11 protein-coding genes are annotated in these 18,978 nt (G+C 68.7%); 7 read left to right on the forward strand and 4 right to left on the reverse strand.

Annotated elements, in window-relative coordinates:
- Positions 1-15: 15 nt before the first annotated feature.
- The 4 genes from P5704_020970 to P5704_020985 form a co-directional block, all read right to left on the reverse strand.
- Entirely contained in the window at positions 16-888 is an 873-nt protein-coding gene (locus P5704_020970; protein ID WOF78453.1) for an ABC transporter ATP-binding protein, read from the reverse strand.
- Positions 885-1,790 carry an ABC transporter permease gene (locus tag P5704_020975; protein WOF78454.1) on the reverse strand — a complete coding sequence of 302 codons (906 nt, stop codon included), beginning with the start codon at positions 1,788-1,790 and terminating at the stop codon, positions 885-887. The genes P5704_020970 and P5704_020975 overlap by 4 nt, the downstream gene beginning before the upstream one ends.
- A 52-nt stretch (positions 1,791-1,842) precedes the next feature.
- Positions 1,843-3,213: an ABC transporter substrate-binding protein gene (locus P5704_020980; protein ID WOF78455.1), complete on the reverse strand. Its 1,371-nt coding sequence runs from the start codon at positions 3,211-3,213 to the stop codon at positions 1,843-1,845.
- A gap of 411 nt (positions 3,214-3,624) precedes the next feature.
- On the reverse strand, positions 3,625-5,139 hold the full coding sequence (locus P5704_020985; GenBank protein WOF81294.1) for a phosphate ABC transporter substrate-binding protein: 1,515 nt from the start codon (positions 5,137-5,139) through the stop codon (positions 3,625-3,627).
- A gap of 242 nt (positions 5,140-5,381) precedes the next feature.
- Here P5704_020985 and P5704_020990 point away from each other — a divergent pair, with 242 nt between their 5' ends.
- From P5704_020990 to P5704_021020, 7 genes are read left to right on the forward strand one after another with little or no spacing between them, the layout of a single operon-like run.
- Complete coding sequence (locus P5704_020990) at positions 5,382-6,554, forward strand: isochorismate synthase (GenBank protein ID WOF78456.1); 1,173 nt, start codon at positions 5,382-5,384, stop codon at positions 6,552-6,554.
- A complete protein-coding gene (locus P5704_020995) occupies positions 6,551-8,179 on the forward strand; it encodes a (2,3-dihydroxybenzoyl)adenylate synthase (GenBank protein WOF78457.1) in 1,629 nt (542 codons plus the stop codon). Before P5704_020990 ends, P5704_020995 begins: the two co-directional genes overlap by 4 nt.
- Before the next feature lie 12 nt (positions 8,180-8,191).
- Positions 8,192-9,064 carry an isochorismatase family protein gene (locus P5704_021000; protein WOF78458.1) on the forward strand — a complete coding sequence of 291 codons (873 nt, stop codon included), beginning with the start codon at positions 8,192-8,194 and terminating at the stop codon, positions 9,062-9,064.
- The gene (locus tag P5704_021005) at positions 9,061-12,162 is read left to right on the forward strand and encodes a non-ribosomal peptide synthetase (protein ID WOF78459.1); all 3,102 of its coding nucleotides are present in this window, start codon (positions 9,061-9,063) and stop codon (positions 12,160-12,162) included. Before P5704_021000 ends, P5704_021005 begins: the two co-directional genes overlap by 4 nt.
- A gap of 22 nt (positions 12,163-12,184) precedes the next feature.
- Entirely contained in the window at positions 12,185-12,931 is a 747-nt protein-coding gene (gene dhbA / locus P5704_021010; protein WOF81295.1) for a 2,3-dihydro-2,3-dihydroxybenzoate dehydrogenase, read from the forward strand.
- A 10-nt stretch (positions 12,932-12,941) separates the two neighbouring features.
- Positions 12,942-17,507 (forward strand): non-ribosomal peptide synthetase, encoded by a 4,566-nt coding sequence (locus P5704_021015; GenBank protein WOF78460.1) that lies wholly within the window; start codon positions 12,942-12,944, stop codon positions 17,505-17,507.
- Positions 17,494-18,939: an amino acid adenylation domain-containing protein gene (locus tag P5704_021020; GenBank protein ID WOF78461.1), complete on the forward strand. Its 1,446-nt coding sequence runs from the start codon at positions 17,494-17,496 to the stop codon at positions 18,937-18,939. The genes P5704_021015 and P5704_021020 overlap by 14 nt, the downstream gene beginning before the upstream one ends.
- The last annotated feature ends 39 nt before the right edge of the window (positions 18,940-18,978 follow it).

Consider the following 18,978-nt stretch of genomic DNA (forward strand, 5'->3'; position numbering starts at 1 on the left):
ACGAATCTGCATGGCTCAGCCTCCGTTCTGCTGTTGGAAGGCGCGCAGGGTTTCCTGGCGGATCAGGTCCAGGCACTGGCGCTTGTAGTCGATGAAGGCAGGGTCGGTGAGCAGGCTCTGCTCGCGCGGTCGCGTCAGCTCGACGCGGATGTCGGCGATGATCCGTCCGGGGCTGGCGCTCATCACCACGATGCGGTCGGAGAGGAACACCGCCTCGTCGATGTCGTGGGTGACGAACACCACGGTGTTCTTGAACTCGCGCCAGATCTCCAGCAGGTTCTCCTGCATCATGATCCGGGTCTGCGCGTCCAGTGCGCCGAACGGCTCGTCCATCAGCAGCACGCTGGGATAATTGGCCAGCGCGCGGGCGATGCCGACACGCTGCTGCATGCCGCCGGACAGCGTGCCGGGATAGGCGTCCTCGAAGGCGGCGAGCCCCACCAGCGAAAGGAAGGTGCGCGCCACGCCGGTGGCTTCGTTACGTGAAGCGCCGGCCATCAGCGGGCCGAAGGCGACGTTCTCGCGCACCGTCTTCCAGGGGAACAGCGAGTGCTGCTGGAACACCATGCCGCGGTCCGGGCCGGGTCCGGCGATGGGCTGACCGTCGACGGTCAGCTCGCCGCGGGTGGGTTTGACGAAGCCGGCGATGGCGTTCATCAGGGTCGACTTGCCGCAGCCCGAGGGGCCGAGCAGGCAGACGAACTCGCCGGGGCGAATCTCCAGGCTGGCCTGTTGCACCGCGGCGCGCTTGCCGCCGGCGTGGTCGAATTCGATGGACAGCGCACGCACGCTGACATGGCCGCGCCCGTCGCCCTTGGCCGCGGCCTTGGCGCGCAGCCGGCTGTGGTCGAGCACGGCGAGGCGGTTGTCGGAGACGATCGCATTCATGACCGGCCCCCCTGCTGCTGCCAGCGCAGCAGCGGCACGCAGGCCTTACGCACGAGCAGCGTGCAGAGCGTGCCGAGCCCGCCAATGGTGAGCATGCCGATGATGATTTCCGGGTACTTGACCAGGGTGTAGCTGGTCCAGGTGAAGTAGCCGATGCCGTATTGGCCGCTGATGATTTCTCCGGCCAGCAGCGAGAACCAGGCTACGCCCATGCCGATCGCCAGGCCTGCGACGATGCTCGGCATCGCGCCGGGGATCACCACGTGCCAGAGGATCGCCCGGTTGCTGGCGCCCAGGCTGCGGGCGGCACGCACCAGGACGTCCGGCGTCTGCTCCACGCCGTGCACGGTGTTCAGCACGATGGGGAAGAAGGCGCCGAGAAAGGTGATGAAGACGATGCTCGACTGCTCGGTCGGTAGCATCAGGATCGCCAGCGGAATCCAGGCCACCGCCGGAATCGGCCGGAACAGCTCGATGTAGGGCAGCAGGATGTCTTCGGCCCAGCGCGAACGGCCGATCAGCACGCCGCACAGGACGCCGAGCACTACGGCGTAGGCATAGGCCAGCGCGATGCGTTCCAGGCTGTGGACGATGTGCAGGTAGAACTCGCTGCTGCCCAGCTGCTGGATCAGCGTCTGGCCCACCAGCAGCGGTGCCGGCACGTTCTCGAAATTGATGAACAGGTTGAAGCCCGTGGCGGTCGCCAGATGCCAGATCAGCAAGGCTCCCAGCAGCGCCAGCACGCGCACCAGGTAACGCCCGGCCATCGGCGGCAGGCGGCGCGGGGCGGAGGTGGCGGCAACCGGCGCTGGCTGGGGCGCCGGCGCAGCGGTCAGCAGCGGCCGGTCGGCTTCTGGCGTTGCCGGTTCGCTATCGAACAGGGGGGTCGGTTTGACGCTCATGCGGTCACTCCTCGGCTTGAGGCGCGGCCCGTGGCACGGGCCGCACAGGGGCTCAGTCCAGCATCGCCACGGGGGCGCCGGTCAGCAGGGTGCTGCCGCCGTGCTGGGCGATGTGCTGCTCCGAGTCGCTTTTCTTCATGAAGGCCAGCACCTCGCCGCTGGCGTCCTTGACCAGGTAGGCCGTCTTGCCGAACAGCTTCAGGCCCGTGAGGTTGTCGTAGACGTAGGTGGCGTTGATGGCTTTGCCCGATGCCTCGGCGTCGGCTTCGGCGGCGAGCATGGCGGCGGTGCTGTCGTAGGCGACGATGCCCTGCTCGGCGAACCAGATTTCCGCCGGTTTGCGCCCGGCGGCGCGTGGCGTCGGGCTGACCACGCTGGTGACGGCCGCGGCGTAGTCCAGGCCCAGGTCGGCGTAGGCCTTCTTCAGGTAGCGGTCGTCGATCCAGGCGGCGAAATCCAGATCGGGAATCTGCATTTCCTGCTGCAGCAGGGCGTGGTCGTATTTCATCGCCTCGACCCACTGCGGCTTGATGCTCGCCTCCATGGTCGAAATGCCGCCCTGGCTGAAATACAGGTACAGCACTTCCTTCTCCACGCCGGTCCACTCGGCGACCTTTTCCGCGGCGCGCCGCGGGTCGTCACTGATCCATTGCTGCGCGGCCAGGGTGGCCTTGAGCACGCCCTCGACCACCTCGGGGTACTGCCGGGCGAAGTCGTCGCGCACCACGATGCCGTGGAAGGTGGGGATGCCGGCCTCGCTGCCGTCGTAGATCTTCCGTGCGGTGCCGCGGAACTCCATGATCTCGGACCAGGGGCAGAAGTCGGCATGCGCGTCGATCTTGCCGGCGGCAATGTTCGCCGCGCCCACCGGTGGGCTCTGGTTGACCAACGTCACCTTGTCGGACAGTCCGGCGTCGCGCAGCACCTTCAGCGTCATGCCCCAGGCCGCACTGCCGACCGGGGTGGAAAGGCTCTTGCCGGCGAGGTCGGCGAGCGACTGCACGGGTGAGTCCTTGGGCACCACGATGCCGTTGCCGGTGCCCTTGAGGTTGTAGCCGGTCACCGCGATGAAGCGCGTCTGCTGCTTGCCGGTGGCCTGGAACTTGGCGCCATTGACGATCAGCGGGTAGTCGCCCATGACGCCGAAGTCGAGCTTGCCGGCAAGCATCTGGTTGGTGATCGGCGGGCCGGAATCGTAGTCGCGAAACTCGATCCGGTAGTCGGCGTCCGCATACTTGCCCGTGTGCGGCAGGTGCTTGTTCAACAGGTCGAGCTTCTCCAGCACGATGCCGCCGGAGACGGTGTTGGTGACCATGCTCTGATGGCCGATTCCGATGCGGATGGTTTCCGCCGCCAGCGGGCCGCTGAACAGCAATACCGATCCGAGTAACGAGGTCGCAAGCAGGCTATTCCGGTTGTCCATTTGTCTTCACCTTGGCGGTTGAGCAACTTGTACTAACAGGGCATGACGCCTGCTTTTGAAGGTGCACCGGCTGTGCCAGAACTCCGCGGATCGGGACTATGTTCCTGTTTTGAGAATGGATTTCGGCCTGCGACTGACCAATCGATCAGGCGGCTGCCCAGCGCTATGGCGCCCGCCGATGGTGCGCACCGGGCCACACCGTCCCAACGCGGCGCAGCCGGCGCTGCCACGGTTAGAACAAGTGGAACAAGTGCGCAGAAGGGAATCGATTCAGACCATCGATCGGGTACGGCCGCCCGTACTCACGAGCGGCAGCAGAACTGATTTGGCACGGCCAGGCGTAGCGCAAGCTTGGTCAGGCGCTGGGCTGAGAGGAGGTTGCCGGTCCGCAGGCACCAAGATGTCCTGACCTCAGCGCTCAGCATCCACCTCGATATCGAAGGCGATGCTCCAGTTGTGCAGCGGGTAGGGCTGGTGCACCAGTGCCTTGATGTTGGCTTCGGCAGGCATGAGGTCGGGCAGGTATTCGTAGGTGGCGTCGGCGTGCATCGGGTCGCTGTCGCGCAGCTGGCCGGCGCCGCCGACCTGGTGACTGGCGTAGCTGATGCGCGGTTGGCCACTGAGCTCGCGACCGGCGCGCAGCCGCACCACGGTATCGGCGGCGATTTCGACGGCTTCGATGGGGACTTCGCCCTGGTCGTCATGCAGCACGAAACCCTTGTTCTCCACGTCGCGGGCCTGGTGGCCGATGTACGGCTGGTCGAACTCTAGCGGCGGGTGCGGTACGTAGTAGTCGATCAAGACGTCGCGGCCGTCCGCCGTGGCCTGGCGCGGTGCGAGTGGGGTCCAGCCCTTACGCTCGATGACGACGCGATGGTAGACCTTGCCGAGCATCTGGCCGAACCAGCGATAGCCGTTCGCCGACAGGTGCACGCCCTTGTCGGTGTAGGGGTAGACCGGGCCGACCAGGTACCAGCCGGGTTCTTCCTGGGCCAGCTCCCATTGCGCCATGCCGATGGCGAGCGAGCCGTCCTTCACCGAGGATTTGGCGTCGGTCTGGTAGCTGAAGAAGGCCGGCATCTGCTCCTGTCCGCTGATGGCCTGGGTGTCCGCGTAGAGGTCGTCGCGCAGCTGGCGCAACAGCCGCTTGTAGCGGGCCTTGTCGTTGACGCCGCCATTGGTGTGCGAGTAGTCGAATTCGCCCTGCAACCAGAAGAAGGCGCTGACGGCGTAGCTGGCGTTCTCGGCATCGGCGAGGGCCTTGGCCTGGTCCATGGCCTGCGCCACCCGCCGGTATTCGTGGGTGCCGCCTTTCTTCGACAGCTGGGCGATCGAGCGGCCGGAAGTCGAGGCATTGCTGGCGACGAACAGGTGTTCGGGGTCGGTGTCGCGACCGAGGTGATGCAGATAGAGCCGGCGTGCCATGTTCAGCGCGCCGACTTCCACCGATTCGCCTTCTTCCTGCGCCTGCGGCGCCAGCTTGCCGACCTTGTCCGCATCGAGCACGACGGCCGCGTTGCTCTTCTGCTGCACCACCGCCCGCAGAGGGGTGAAGGCGGCCTCGCCGACTGGCTTGAACGTGGCGCCGCTGTAGGTCGCCGAGCGTACCGCCTGGCCGAGCATGAGGTTGTCGTAGCGCGGCTGGCTGGATAGCGCCGGCCAGCCTTCGGCTGCCGAGGCGAGCGACTGGCCGTAGGTGATGATGTGGTTGTACTTCGCCGTCGGCGCGGCCGACAGCCGATTCGTCTCCGCCATCAGCTGTGCGCTCAGGCGCTTGTTCTGCGCGTCACGCTCGGCGAGTGAGCCGTTCGTTGCGAAGGCGGGCAGGGCAATGGTCGTCGCCAGCAGCGCGACGACTCCGGTGCGCAGATATCCGTCACGTCGCGCAGAGCGCTTTCCTGCTCGGGGCAGGGCGCTCGGCGCCATTGGTTTCTCGTCCCGTTTCGACCGCATTTCGGCTCCGTTTGCCACTTGCTGGAAGCCGTTTCGACGATGACAGGCTGCAGAAGTTCGGTACCTAGCGGTCTTCACTGATGGCTATTTGACACTTCAATCGGCTGCGCAAAACGTCTCGAAATAATTTGACGCATCTACTGCGTCTGGCTAAATTCGCTGCCTCGATCGCAAATGATAATAATTCTGATTAAGTTTACTGAAAGGAGGTCGCGGTGAACGCATGGGCTCACGCTGTACCCTCTGGCTCCCATCGGAGCCGCATATTCGCTCCCAGTTTCCGTTTCTATTCGCCGTCGGGCGGGGTCGAGGCCAATGGCTGTTTCGCCACGCTGGCGACGCCCGCCGAGGAGGACGGCCAGGCGCTCGAACGTAGCGTGCAGCGGGCCTTGGGCGAGGCGCGCGCGGCGGGGCTGAGCAATCCCGCCGTGGTCGGCGTGATTCCCTTCGACAAGTGGCAGCCGTCGCAGCTGTTCATCCCGCGGCATCTGGCCTTCCTGCAGCCGGCGTCGCCGCCGACGTCGATCTGCGGCCTGCCTTGTGGCACGGCACGCAGTTGTGTCGAACAGCCGGGCCGCGATGGTTTTCGCCAGGCAGTCAACCAGGCGCTGGACCTGCTGCGCGCCGGCCGTATCGACAAGGCGGTGCTGTCGCGGCTGTTGCAGCTGGAGTTCGACGAGCCACCATGCGCGCAGACGATCTTCCAGGGCCTGCGTCAGCAGAATCCCGAGGCCTATCACTTCGCCGTCGAGCTGCCCGATGATGGCGTGCTGATCGGTGCCAGCCCCGAATTGCTACTGCGCAAGCGCGGCCGGGCGTTTGCCAGCAACCCGCTGGCCGGTTCGGCCAAGCGCTCCGACGATCCGCTGGTGGACGAGTGGGCGGCGCGAGGACTGCTGGATTCGGCCAAGGACCAGCACGAGCACCGCCTGGTCATCGAGGAGCTGGCCGGCCAGCTGCGCCCGATGTGTCGCAGCCTGAGCATCCCGCTGGCACCGACGCTGCTCAAGACCGCGAGGCTTTGGCATCTGTCCACCCAGATCGAAGGTGAGCTGGAGGACGATCTGTCCGCGCTGCGCCTGGCCTGTCGGCTGCACCCGACGCCGGCGCTGTGCGGCTTTCCCACCGCCGCGGCGAAGCAGGTTATCACCGAGCTGGAGCCGTTCGACCGGGGCGTGTTCGGCGGCATCGTCGGTTGGTGCGATGCCGCCGGCAACGGCGAGTGGGCGGTGGTGATCCGCTGCGGCATCATCCAGCAGACCCGCGTGCGTCTGTTCGCCGGCGCCGGCCTGGTCAGCGCCTCCTGCCCGGAAGCGGAGTGGCGCGAGACCGGCACCAAGCTTGGCACCATGCTCGCCGCCTTCGGCCTCGACAAGGAGGCGGTGTGAGCCTGATTCCCTTCACCCGCTGGCCCGCCGCGTTCGCCGAGCGTTATCGGCAGGCCGGCTACTGGATCGGCGAGCCGCTCAGCCACATGCTCGCGGTTCAGGTCGAAACGCAGCCGGACGCCGTCGCCGTGGTCTGTGGCGAGCGCCAGCTGAGCTACGCCGAGCTGGATGCGCTGTCCAGCAACCTCGCGCAGCGCCTGGCCAACCACGGCCTCGGCCAGGGCGATCGGGCGCTGGTGCAGCTGGGCAACCAGGCCGAGCTGTACATCGTCTTCTTCGCTCTGCTCAAGGCCGGGATCGCACCGGTCAACGCGCTGTTCAGCCACAGCCGGTTGGAGTTGCATGCCTATGCCGAGCAGATCCGCCCGCGCCTGCTGATCGCCAGCCGCCTGCACCCGCTGTTCCAGAACGACGACCTGTTTCTCGCCGAGCTGCAGCAACGGGTACCGGAGCTCGACACGCCGTTGCTGTACGCCGATGGCCAGGCGCAGCGCAGCCTGGCGGCCTGGCTGCAGCCGGTCGCGGCCGAGCGCGATTTCGCGCCGACGCCGGCGGACGAGGTGGCCTTCTTCCAGCTCTCCGGCGGCAGCACCGGCACGCCGAAGCTGATCCCGCGTACCCACGACGACTACTACTACAGCGTGCGCCGCAGCGTGGAGCTTTGCGGCTTCGACCGCGATACCCGCTACCTCTGCGCATTGCCGGCGGCGCACAACTTCCCGCTCAGCTCGCCGGGCGCGCTGGGCGTGTTCGTCGCCGGTGGGCGCGTGGTGCTGGCGGCGGATCCGGGGCCGGCCAGCTGTTTCCCGCTGATCGCCGCGCAGCGGGTCGACGTCGCCGCGCTGGTACCGCCGGCGCTGTCGCTGTGGCTGCAGGCGGCGCCCGGCCACGAGACCGAACTGGCGTCGCTGCGGCTGCTGCAGGTCGGCGGCGCCCGGTTGCCGGACGCGCAGGCCCGACGCATTCCGCAGGTGCTCGGTTGTCGCCTGCAACAGGTGTTCGGCATGGCCGAGGGGTTGGTCAACTACACCCGCCTGGACGATGACGACGCGCACGTCTACCTGACCCAGGGGCGGCCGATGAGCCCGGACGACGAAGTCAGGGTGGTCGACCGCGACGGCCGTCCGGTGGCGCCGGGGCAGACCGGCGCGCTGCTGACCCGCGGCCCCTACACCATCCGCGGCTATTTCCAGAGCCCCGAACACAACGCCCAGGCCTTCGATGCCGAGGGCTTCTACCGCTCCGGCGACCTGGTGCAGTTGCGCGCGGACGGCTACCTGGTGGTGGTCGGGCGGATCAAGGACCAGATCAACCGCGGCGGCGAAAAGATCGCCGCCGAAGAGGTGGAAAACCTGCTCATGGCGCATCCGGCCGTTACCCATGCCGCGCTGGTATCCATGCCTGACGAGACGATGGGCGAGAAGAGCTGTGCCTTCGTCGTCAGCGCCGACCCGGCGCTCAAGGGTGTCGCCCTGCGCAGATACCTGCGTGGCCTTGGGCTCGCCGACTACAAGCTGCCGGACCGCATCGAGCGGGTTGCCGCACTGCCCATGACGGCGGTGGGCAAGGTGGACAAGACCCGCCTGCGCCGCCACCTCGCCGAACGATTGACCGTTACCGAATAAGGACTTCGCATCATGGCTATTCCTTCTCTCACGCCTTACGCACTGCCGACCGAATGGGCGGTGAACAAAGTCCAGTGGCCGGTCGAACCCGGCCGCGCGGTGCTGCTGATTCACGACATGCAGGACTATTTCTGCGATTTCTGGGGCGCGGACAGCCCCTTCGTCACCGCGCTGGTCGAGCGCCTGGCCGCCGTGCGCGAGCGCTGCAAGGCGCTGGGCATTCCGCTGGTCTACACCGCCCAGCCCGGCCAGCAGGCCGCCGGCGAGCGAGCGCTGCTCAACGACATGTGGGGTCCCGGCATCACCCTGCACCCGGCGCGTCAGGGCATCGTCGCCGGTCTCGCGCCGGCGGCGGACGACACGGTGCTGGTCAAATGGCGCTACAGCGCCTTCCAGCGTTCGCCACTGGAGCACATGCTGCGCGAACTGGGCCGCGACCAACTGATCATCGGCGGCATTTACGGCCACATCGGCTGCCTGATGACCGCCTGCGACGCCTTCATGCGCGACATCCAGCCGTTCCTGCTGGCCGACGGCATCGCCGATTTCAGCCAGACCGACCACCAGATGGCGCTGAACTACGTGGCCACCCGCTGCGGCCGGGTGATCGAGTGCCGCGAGGTGCTCGAGCTGGGTCGCCCGTCGCGCCTGGCGCTGACCCGCGAGGTACTGCAGACACGCCTGCTGGGCATGCTCGACGAGATCGACGAACCGTTCGACCCCGACGAGAACCTGCTGGACTACGGTCTGGACTCGATCCAGGTGATGGCGCTGCTCAGCGAATGGCGCGAGCAGGGGCTGGAGCTGAGCTTCACCGACCTGGCCAAGACACCGACCCTCAACGGCTGGTGGGCGCAGATCCAGCAGCACGGAGGTGCCGCATGAGGCCGCTGGGCAATGCGCAGCAGGGCCTCTGGTACGGCTACCTGCTCAACGAAGACCGTGCCATGTTCAACACCGCCGAATGCATCGCCTTTGCCGGCAAGGCGCAGGCGCCGCTGCTGATCGCCGCCGTGCGACAGGCGGTGGGCGAATGCGAGGCGCTGGCCGGGCGCTATGTCGTCGACGGCGAGGCGGTGCTCTTCGAACCCTGCGAACTGCCGCTGGACGTGGCGCAGCTGGACGTACCGGCGTGCGCCGATGCCGAGGCCTGGGTGCGCGACTGGGCGCTGGCCGATCTCCGCCAGCCGTTCGACCTGGAGCGCGAGCTGGCCTGCCGCTTCGTGCTGCTGCAGGCCGCCGGGCAGGATTTCCTCTACAGCTGCGTGCACCACATCGCCCTCGACGGCTACGGCACCAACCTGCTCTACCAGCGCATCGCCGAACTCTACAGCGCCGCCGTGCGCGGCGAGCCGGCGCCGGCCTGCGGCTTCGGCCGCTACGCCGAGGTGCTCGCCGAGGATGCCGCGCGCGACGCCCAGGGGCGAACTGCCGCCGCGCGCGGCTACTGGCTGGAGACCTACTCGCGGCTGCCAGCGCCGGTCAGTTTCAGCGAGCGCAGCGCGCCGATCTCGGCGACTTTCGTGCGCCACGGCGCGCGCTTTCCGGCACCGTTGTGGCAGGCGCTGAACACCACCGCCCAAGCCCATGGCGTCGGCTGGGCCGATCTGCTGCTGGCCGGGCTCAGTGCCCAGCTGCGCCAGGTCAGCGGCAGCGATGCCCAGGTATTCGGGCTGATGGTGATGAACCGCATCGGTTCGGCCGCGTTCAACGTGCCCTGCATGCAGATGAACATCGCCCCGCTGTGCCTGGAAACGGACGCTGGCGCCGACCTGATCGCCAGCGCCCGGAGCATCGCCAAGCTGCGCCGTGGCAGCCGCAAGCACCAGCATTACCGCTACGAAGCGCTGCGCCGCGACCTCGGTCGCGTCGGCGGCGAGCAGCGGCTGTTCGGCCCGCTGGTCAACATCATGCCGTTCGATCGCCCGCTGGCCTACGGCGAGCTGCCGGCGCGCACGCTGAACCTCAGCGCCGGGCCGGTGGAGGACCTGACCCTGGAGGTGCAGGTCGGCGCCGACGGCATTCCGCAGCTGGACTACGACGCCAACCCGGCCTGCTACAGCGCCGCGCACCTGCAGGCGCTGCAGGAAGAACTGTTCGAGCTGCTCGGCCGCTGGCTGGCGAAACCCGAGACGCCGCGCGACAGGCTGCTCGAGGCCTGGATGGCCGACTACCGATTTCGCCAGCGCCTGAACGCGCCGGCCGCGGAACAGGCGCAGCTGGGCGAGGTGCCCAGCGTGCTGGCGGCGATCCGCAACCATGCTGCGCGCCAGCCGGAACGCATCGCGCTGTGCCAGGGCGAGCGCCGGCTGAACTATGCCGCGCTGCTGGCGCGTGCCGAGGAGATCGCCGCGGCGCTGGCGGAGCAGGGTGTGCGGCCCGGCGAGCGGGTCGGGGTGATGCTCGCGCGCTCGCCCGAGGCGATCGTCGCCCAGCTCGGTGTGCTGCTGGCGGGCGCCGTCTATGTGCCACTGGATGCCGAGCAGCCGGCCGAGCGGCAGCGACTGATCTGCGCCAGTGCAGAACTGGCGCTGGTGATCACCGAGGCGGCCTACCGCCATCGCCTGGCGGACAGCTACGCCGGACCGATCCAGCTGCTCGGCCAGCTCGCCAGCAGCACGCGTCGGCATGCGCCGCGCAGCGGCGAGGCGGCGGCCTACCTGATGTTCACTTCCGGCTCCACCGGCGCGCCGAAGGGCGTGGAGATCAGCCATCGCGCGCTGGACCACTTCAGTGCGGCGGCGCGGCTGCGCTACGGCGTGACGGCGGACGACCGCATGCTGCAGTTCGCGCCGTTCAACTTCGACGCCAGCATCGAGGAAGTCTTCGTCAGCCTGAGCGCCGGCGCCACCCTGGTGCTGCGTACCGATGCGCTGCTGCAGTCGATCGATGCCTTCGTCGACGGGCTCCAGAAGCAGGCGATCGGCATCGTCGACCTGCCCACGGCGTTCTGGAATGAGTGGGTGGTGGCGCTGCGCAGCGGCCAGGCACGGATTCCGGCCGGGCTGAAGACGGTGATCATCGGCGGCGAGGCGGTATTCCCCGAACAGCTGGCCGCCTGGCAGCGCGTGGCCGGGCCGCAACTGCGGCTGATCAACACCTATGGGCCGACCGAGGCCACGGTGGTCGCCAGCAGCTGCGACCTGCAGCAGGTCGATGCCAGCGCCGCCTGCCTGCCCATCGGCCAGCCGCTGGCGACGGTACAGACGCTGGTGCTCGACCGCGGCGACCGCCCGGCCGCCGAAGGCGAGCTGGTGCTCTGCGGTCCGCAATTGGCCAACGGTTATCTCAACAGCGACTCCGCGGCCTTCGCCCGCCTGCGCATCGGCGCGCAAGAAGAAACGGTCTACCGCACCGGCGACCGCGTGCGCCACGTCGATGGCCAACTGGTCTACCTCGGCCGGCTGGACAACGAATTCAAGATCAGCGGCTACCGCATCCAGCCCGGCGAGGTCGAGGCGCGCCTGCTGGCGCTGGACGGCGTCGACGAAGCCTGCGTGCTCGGCCTGGAACTGGGTGGCGGCCTGCGCCGGCTGGTGGCCTTCGTCGCCGGCCCCTGCGACGACCTGCGTGCTATTCGCCGTGAGCTGGGCCAGGTACTACCGGCGGCGATGGTGCCGACCGACTACCGCCACTACCGCGCCCTGCCGCGTACCGGCAGCAACAAGCTCGACCGCAAGCGCCTGCAGGCCGAGTACCTGCAGGGTGCGACCACGCGGGCGCTGGACGATGCCACCCAGCAGCGGGTCAGCGCCATCTGGCAGCAGATCCTCGGCGTCGGCGGCATCCAGGCGCAGGACAACTTCTTCGAGCTCGGCGGCCAGTCGTTGCAGACCATCCAGATCGTCAACCGCCTGGCCGCCGAGTTCGGCACCGCGGTGAAGGTCTCGGACGTGTTCGACAACCCCTGTCTGGCGGATTTCTGCCGCTTCCTCGATAGCCGCCTGCGGCAGGGGCAAGCGCAGGTGGAAACGGTCTGGTGAGGAGATGCGGATGACACAGCAGATGGATTTTCACGGGCGGCACATCTGGGTCACCGGCGCCGGTCAGGGCATCGGCCGCGCGGTGGCCGAGGGTTTCGCCCGGCTCGGCGGCGAGGTGGTGGGGCTGGACCAGGCCTTCCCGGAGTGTGACTACGGCTACCGCACCTATGTGCTCGACGTCAGCGATGCCGCGGCCGTGCACCGGGCCTGCGCCGAACTGCTGGCGCCGGGGCAGGGCATCGACGTGCTCGCCAGCGTCGCCGGCATCCTGCGTCTGGGCGCGATCGAGGAACTGAGCTTGGCCGACTGGGACGACTCGCTGCGGGTCAACCTGTCCGGGCCGTTCTACCTGCTGCGCGAGCTGCTGCCGCGTTTCAAGGCGCAGCGCCGCGGTGCGGTGGTGGCGGTGAGCAGCAATGCGACCCGGGTGCCGCGCATGCAGATGGCGGCCTACGCGGCGTCCAAGGCCGCGCTGACCAGCTTGATTCGCACCGCCGGGCTGGAACTCGCGACCTGCGGCGTGCGCTGCAACCTGGTGTCGCCGGGTTCCACCGATACCGCCATGCAGCGCGGCATGTGGGCCGACGACAGCGGCCGGACGCGGACCATCGCCGGCTTCCCCGAGCAGTTCAAGCTCGGCATCCCGCTGCAGAAGATCGCCACGCCCGAGGAGGTGGCCAACACCGTGCTGTTCCTCGCCTCGGACCTGGCCAGCCACATCACCCTGCAGGACATCGTCGTCGACGGCGGCGCCACCCTGGCAGCCTGAGAGGTAGCAGATGCACGACAACATCATCGGTCTGCTCCGGCAGCTCGCCGGGCAAGGCGTACACCTGGCGCTCAACGCCCAGGGCCAGTTGGTCTCGCAGTCGAGCAAGGAGGCGCTGACCCCCGAGCTGGGCCAGCTGATCCGCGACCACCGCGACGCCATCGTCCGCTGCCTGCGGGCGCGCCAGGCGTTCGAGGCGCCCATCGAGCCGCGTCACGCCGAGGCCGGCCCGCTGTCCTCGTCGCAGAGCGGGCTGTGGTTCATCGAGCAATACCAGGAGCACTCGCACCTGTACAACATGCCGGTGTTCTTCCGCCTCGACGGCGAGCTGGACGTGGCGGCGCTGGAGTTCGCCTTCGATGCCCTGGTGCGGCGCCACGCCAGCCTGCGCACGCGCTTTTTGCGCAACGCCGAAGGCAAGGGCGAGCAGCAGATCTTCGCCCATCGCGGCTTCGCCCTGGTCCACGAAGACTTCACCGGGCTGGAGGCGTCGGCCCGCGAGGCGCGGGTGGCCGAACGGGTGCGCGAGGAAATCGAGCGGCCATTCGACCTCGCCAGCGGCGAGCTGACCCGCGTGCACCTGCTGCGCCTGGGTGCGCGCGAGCACGTGCTGCTGATCAACCAGCACCACATCATTTCCGATGGCTGGTCGGTGAAGAACATGTTCGCCGACCTCAAGACCGCCTTCCTCGCCTACCAGAATCGCCAGCCGCTGGACTGGGGCGAGCCGCCGCTGACCTTCATCGACTACGCGCACTGGTTCAACTCGCCGCTGTTTCGCGATTACCACGCCGAATACAAACCGTTCTGGGTCGAGCGCCTGGCCGGTATCCCCGAGGTGCACAGCCTGCCGCTGGACCGGCCGCGCCCGGCGCAGCAGACCAGCGGCGGCGCGCTGGTGTTCTCGACCATCGACAACGACCTGTGGACGCGCTTCAAGCAGCTCTGCCAGCGCCACAGCGCCTCGCCGTTCATCGGCCTGCACGCATTGTTCGCGCTGCTGCTGGCGCGCCACAGCGGCGAGCGCGACATCGTGATCGGCACGCCGCTGGCCTACCGCGAGCGCCCGGATATCGAGGCGCTGGTGGGCTTTTTCGTCAACACCCTGGTGCTGCGCACGCAGCTGCCCGAGCGCCAGGCATTCAGCGACTATCTGCGCCAGTGCCGGCAGGACGATCTGGAAGCCTTCGACCACCAGCTGTACCGCTTCGAGGCCCTCGGCGAGGCCCTGGGCATGGACCGCCACACGGCGATCAACCCGATCTTCCAGATCATGCTGGTGTACCAGGCGCGGGTGGATTTCAACGACCTGATCCCCGGTTGCAATGCAGTGGAGGAAACCTCCCCGGCGCTGCCGGCCAAGACCGATATCTCGGTGAAGGTCACCGAGCTGATGGACTCGGTGCGCATCGACTGGTTGTACGCCACCGCGCTGTTCGAGCGCGGCACCGTCGAAGGCTATGCCAGCCGCTTGCTGCGGCTGCTGCAGGCGGTGGTCGCCGACCCCGCGCAGGACATCTGGCAATTGCCGCTGCTCGACGACGAACTGCTGCGTGCCACCGGCGAGCGGCTGGCGGCGCTGCCGAAGGCCTATCCGCGTGGGCTGACGCCGCTGTCGCTGTTCGAGGGTTGGGCACGTCGACAACCGCAGGCCGTGGCGCTGCATGAAGGTGACGGCGGCATCGGCTACGCCGAACTCGATGCGCGAGCCAACCGCCTGGCGCACTGGCTGCAGGCCGAGGGCTGCCAGCCTGGGGCGCTGATCGGGGTGCTGGCGCGGCGCGAGAACGCCTTCGCCGTCGCCGCGCTCGCGGTGTGGAAGGCCGGCTGCGCCTATGTGCCGCTGGACCCGGATTACCCGGCCGAGCGCATCGCGCACATCGTCGCCGACGCCGGGCTCGACCTGCTGCTCGGTGCCGGCGCCGCGCCGTTCGCGCTGGATGGCCTGCGTTGGGTCGACCTGAGCGCCGCCGCGCTGTGCGCGCAACTTGATGCGCAGTCGCCCGCGCCGCCGCGCAGTGACGAACCGCAGCAGCTGGCGCAGGTGATCTATACCTCCGGCTCCACCGGTTTGCCCAAGGGCGTGATGGTCGAGCACGGCGCGCTGGCCAACCTGCTGCTGGACCACGGCCGTCGCCTCGAGATCGGCCCGGGCGACCGCATGCTCGACTGCATGTCGCTGTCCTTCGATGCCGGCAACATGTGCGCGCTGCTGCCGCTGAGCCACGGCGCCTGCCTGCTCTGGGCCGACCCCGGCGAGGGGCTGCTGGACGAGATCGAGCGCACGCGCACCAGCCATATGATCTTCGCCACCGCGCTGCTGGCGACCCTGCCGGCGCGGCCGCTGCCGGCGATGAAGGCGGTGGGCTTCGGCGGCGAGGCCTGCCCGCCGGCACTGGCCGAGCGCTGGGGCCGGCAGTTCCGCCTGATCGACATGTACGGCCCGACCGAGGCCACCGTCACCGCGCTGACCAAGCTCATCGAGCCCGGCGCGACGCCGAGCATCGGCCGGCCGATCGACGGCATGCAGGCGCTGGTGCTCGATGCGCACGGCCGGCTCTGTCCGGTCGGCGTGCCGGGCGAGCTGTGCCTGGCCGGGCTGGGCCTGGCGCGCGGCTACCTGAACCAGCCGCAGCGCAGCGCCGCGGTGTTCCGCGAGCACGAGATCGCCGGGGTCAGGGTACGCCTGTACCACACCGGAGACCGCGCACGCCTGCTGGGCAACGGCGAGTACCAATACCTCGGTCGCATCGACGAGCAGATCAAGCTGCGCGGTTATCGCATCGAGCCCGGCGAGATCGAGGCGCAGCTGGGCATTGGCTGCCCGGCGTTGCAGCAGATCAAGGTCATCGTCACCCGCCAGGGCCGGCGCCAGGCCCTGGTGGCCTACGCCTCGGTCAAGCCGGGCACCGCTGTGCCGGAGGCGGACGCCATCCTCCAGGACGTGGCGCGGCGCCTGCCGGAATACATGGTGCCGGTGCGGCTGATCCTGCTCGAACGTATGCCGCTGACCGCCAACGGCAAGCTCGACCTGCGCCGTCTGCCGCCGGTGGAGCTGGCCGAGGAGGCTGCCCCGGCAGCACCGGCCGATGCGCTGGAAGCCGAAGTGCTGGCGATCTGGCAGGGCGTGCTGGAGCGGCCGCTCGGGGTCGAGAGTGACTTCTTCGCCCTCGGCGGCGATTCGATCCTGAGCATCCAGCTGACTACCCGCCTGCGCGATGCCGGCCATGCCTGCACGGTCAAGGAGGTGTTCGAGGCGCGCACCGTACGCCGGCTGTGCCGCGTGCTCGGTCAGCCGCGTGAGAACGTGGCGATCCGTGCCGAGCAGGGCGTGTTGGAGGGCGAGGCATTCGCCCTGCAACCGATCCAGCGCTGGTTCTTCGAACAGCCGTTCGCCAGCCCGCAACACTGGAACCAGGGCGTGGTATTGCGCCTGCCGGCCGGCATCGATGCTCTGCAGTTGATGGATTTCATGCGCCAACTGCTGCGCCACCACGACGCGCTGCGGCTGGCGGTGACTGCCGACGGCCAGCGCTACCTGGCGCATGTGGCGCTGAGCGAACCGGCGCAGCTGGATGCGGCGGCGCTCGGCGAGGACGGCCTGCAGCAGGCGCTGACCGAGCTGCAGGCACACATGCAGCCGGCGCAGGGACGCAGCCTGGCCTGGGCGCTGCTCGACAACCTCGCCGGCGGCATGCGCGGACTGTTCATCGCCGTGCATCACCTGGCGATCGACGCGGTGTCCTGGCGCATCCTGGTCGAGGACCTGCGCCGGCTGGCGCGCGGCGAGGCGCTGCCGGCCAAGACCAGCAGCTATCGCCAGTGGGGCGAGGGGCTGGCCGCCTATGCCCGGCGTGCCGAGGCACAGCTGCCGTACTGGCTGGCGGAGCTGGCCGGCATGCCGCAGACGCTACCCGCCAGCTGGGCCGGTGCTGGTGCAGCGCGCGAGCAGAAGTTGGAGCTGAGCGAAGCGCTGACGCGGCGGTTGCAGCAGGCCACCCGGCATTTCGCGGTGGATCTGCGCGAATTGCTGCTCGCCGCGCTGACCCGCTCGCTGCGCCAGCTGGGCCTCGGCGAGCGGCAGTGGATCATGCTCGAAGGCCACGGCCGCGAAGTCATTGATCCGGTGCTGGACGCCAGCCGCACGGTCGGCTGGTTCACCAGCATGTTCCCGCTGGCGCTGTGCGACCAGGCGGACTGGTTGCAGCTGCTGCGCCACGCCGCCGAACAGTTGCGCCGGGTGCCGGACAAGGGCGTCGGCTACCTGCCGCTTCGCGCCAATCCCGCGCATCGGTCGCAATTGCCGCTGCCGGCGGTGGCGCTCAACTACCTCGGCGTCTACCAGAGCGGCACGGACGCTTGGCATGCGCTGCCGGTCGCCCCCGGCCGGCCGAGCGCGGCGGACAACCCTTCGGCGGAGCTGATCAGCCTGCACGGCGGCGTATTCGACGGCCGCCTGACCCTGCGCCAGATCGGCCGCCTGCGTGCCGAGCTGAACGATCAACTGCTGGCGCTGCTGCAGGCCAATCTGCTGGCGCTGGCCGAACACGTGGAGGTCAGCCATGAACACGCTTGAGCGGCATTTCACCGAGCAGTTCCAGCGTCATGCCGCGCGCCCGGCGCTGGGTTGCCTGGGTGACAGCTTCAGCTATGCGGAGCTGCAGGCGCGGGTCGCGGCCATCGCCATGCAGCTGCGCCAGTGCGGCCTGCGGGCCGGCGAGCGCGTCGGCATCCACCTGCAGCGCTCGCCGGACCTGGTCGCCAGCGTGCTCGCCTGCCTGCGCGAAGGGCTGTGCTTCGTGCCGCTGGAGCCGGAGTTTCCGCTCGAGCGTCTGCAGGGCATCGCCGCCGATGCGCAGCTGAGCCTGGTGCTGCAGGACCAGCCGGTAGCGTTCTCGCAGCCGACCTGGCAACTGCGCCCGGGCCTCGCCGGCGAGCTGGAATGGTCCGAGCAGGACGAGCGCCTGCCGGCGTACATGATGTTCACCTCCGGCTCCACCGGCAGGCCCAAGGGCGTGGTGATCAACCGCGTCGCGCTGGGCAACTTCCTCGCCGCCGCGACCGCACGCCTGGACATCGGCCCGGCGACGCGCTGGCTGTTCACCACCACCCCGGCCTTCGATATCTCGCTGCTGGAGATGCTCGGTCCGCTCTGGCGCGGCGGCTATGTCGAGGTGATCTGCGCGCCGACCCACAAGGACCCGGTTGAGCTGCTGCAACTGCTCGAGCGGCGCAGCGATCTCAACACCCTGCAGGCCACCCCGGCGTTCTGGCGCATGCTGCTCAAGGCTGGCTGGCAAGGGCGGCCCGGACTTTTGGCGCTGTGCGGCGGCGAGGCGCTGGATGCCACGCTGGCGACCCGTCTGGGTGGCTGCGTGGGTGAGTTGTGGAACTGCTATGGACCGACCGAGGCGACGGTGTGGTCGCTGATGGCGCGCGTCGAACTGCCGCTCGGCGAGGCCGGCGTGCTGCTGCGCCAGTCGCTCGACGGCTATCGCCACTGGCTGCTCGACGAACACGGCGAGGCGGTCGCGGTGGGCGGCGAGGGCGAGCTGTGCATCGAGGGGCCGTCGCTGGCCGACGGCTACTGGCAGCGCGACGACCTCAGCGCGCAGGCCTTCATTGCCTGGCGGGGCCGGCGTCTGTACCGCACCGGCGACCGTGTGCGCCGCGTCGGCGAGGATGCCTACCAGTATCGTGGGCGGCGCGACGACCAGATCAAGCTGCGTGGCTTTCGTATCGAGCTGGGCGAGATCGAGGCCAGCCTGCGCCGGCTGGCCGGCGTGCAGGATGCCGCGGTGCGCCTGCATGGCGAGGGCGACGAGGCCTGCCTGGTGGGTTATGTTGAGTTGCGCGAGCCGGGCGTGCTGAGCCGGGTGGCGATCCGCCGCGCGCTGCAGCGCAGCCTGCCGCACTACATGGTGCCGGGGCGCATCGTGCTGCTGGAGTGCCTGCCGAAGACCGCCAGCGGCAAGATCGACCGCAAGCGGCTACCCGAGCCGGTGTAACAAAGGATCTTCTTTGATGAGGCATGGGGCTTGATACTG

It is taken from the genome of Pseudomonas sp. FeN3W (assembly GCA_030263805.2).
Classification (GTDB): domain Bacteria; phylum Pseudomonadota; class Gammaproteobacteria; order Pseudomonadales; family Pseudomonadaceae; genus Stutzerimonas; species Stutzerimonas stutzeri_G.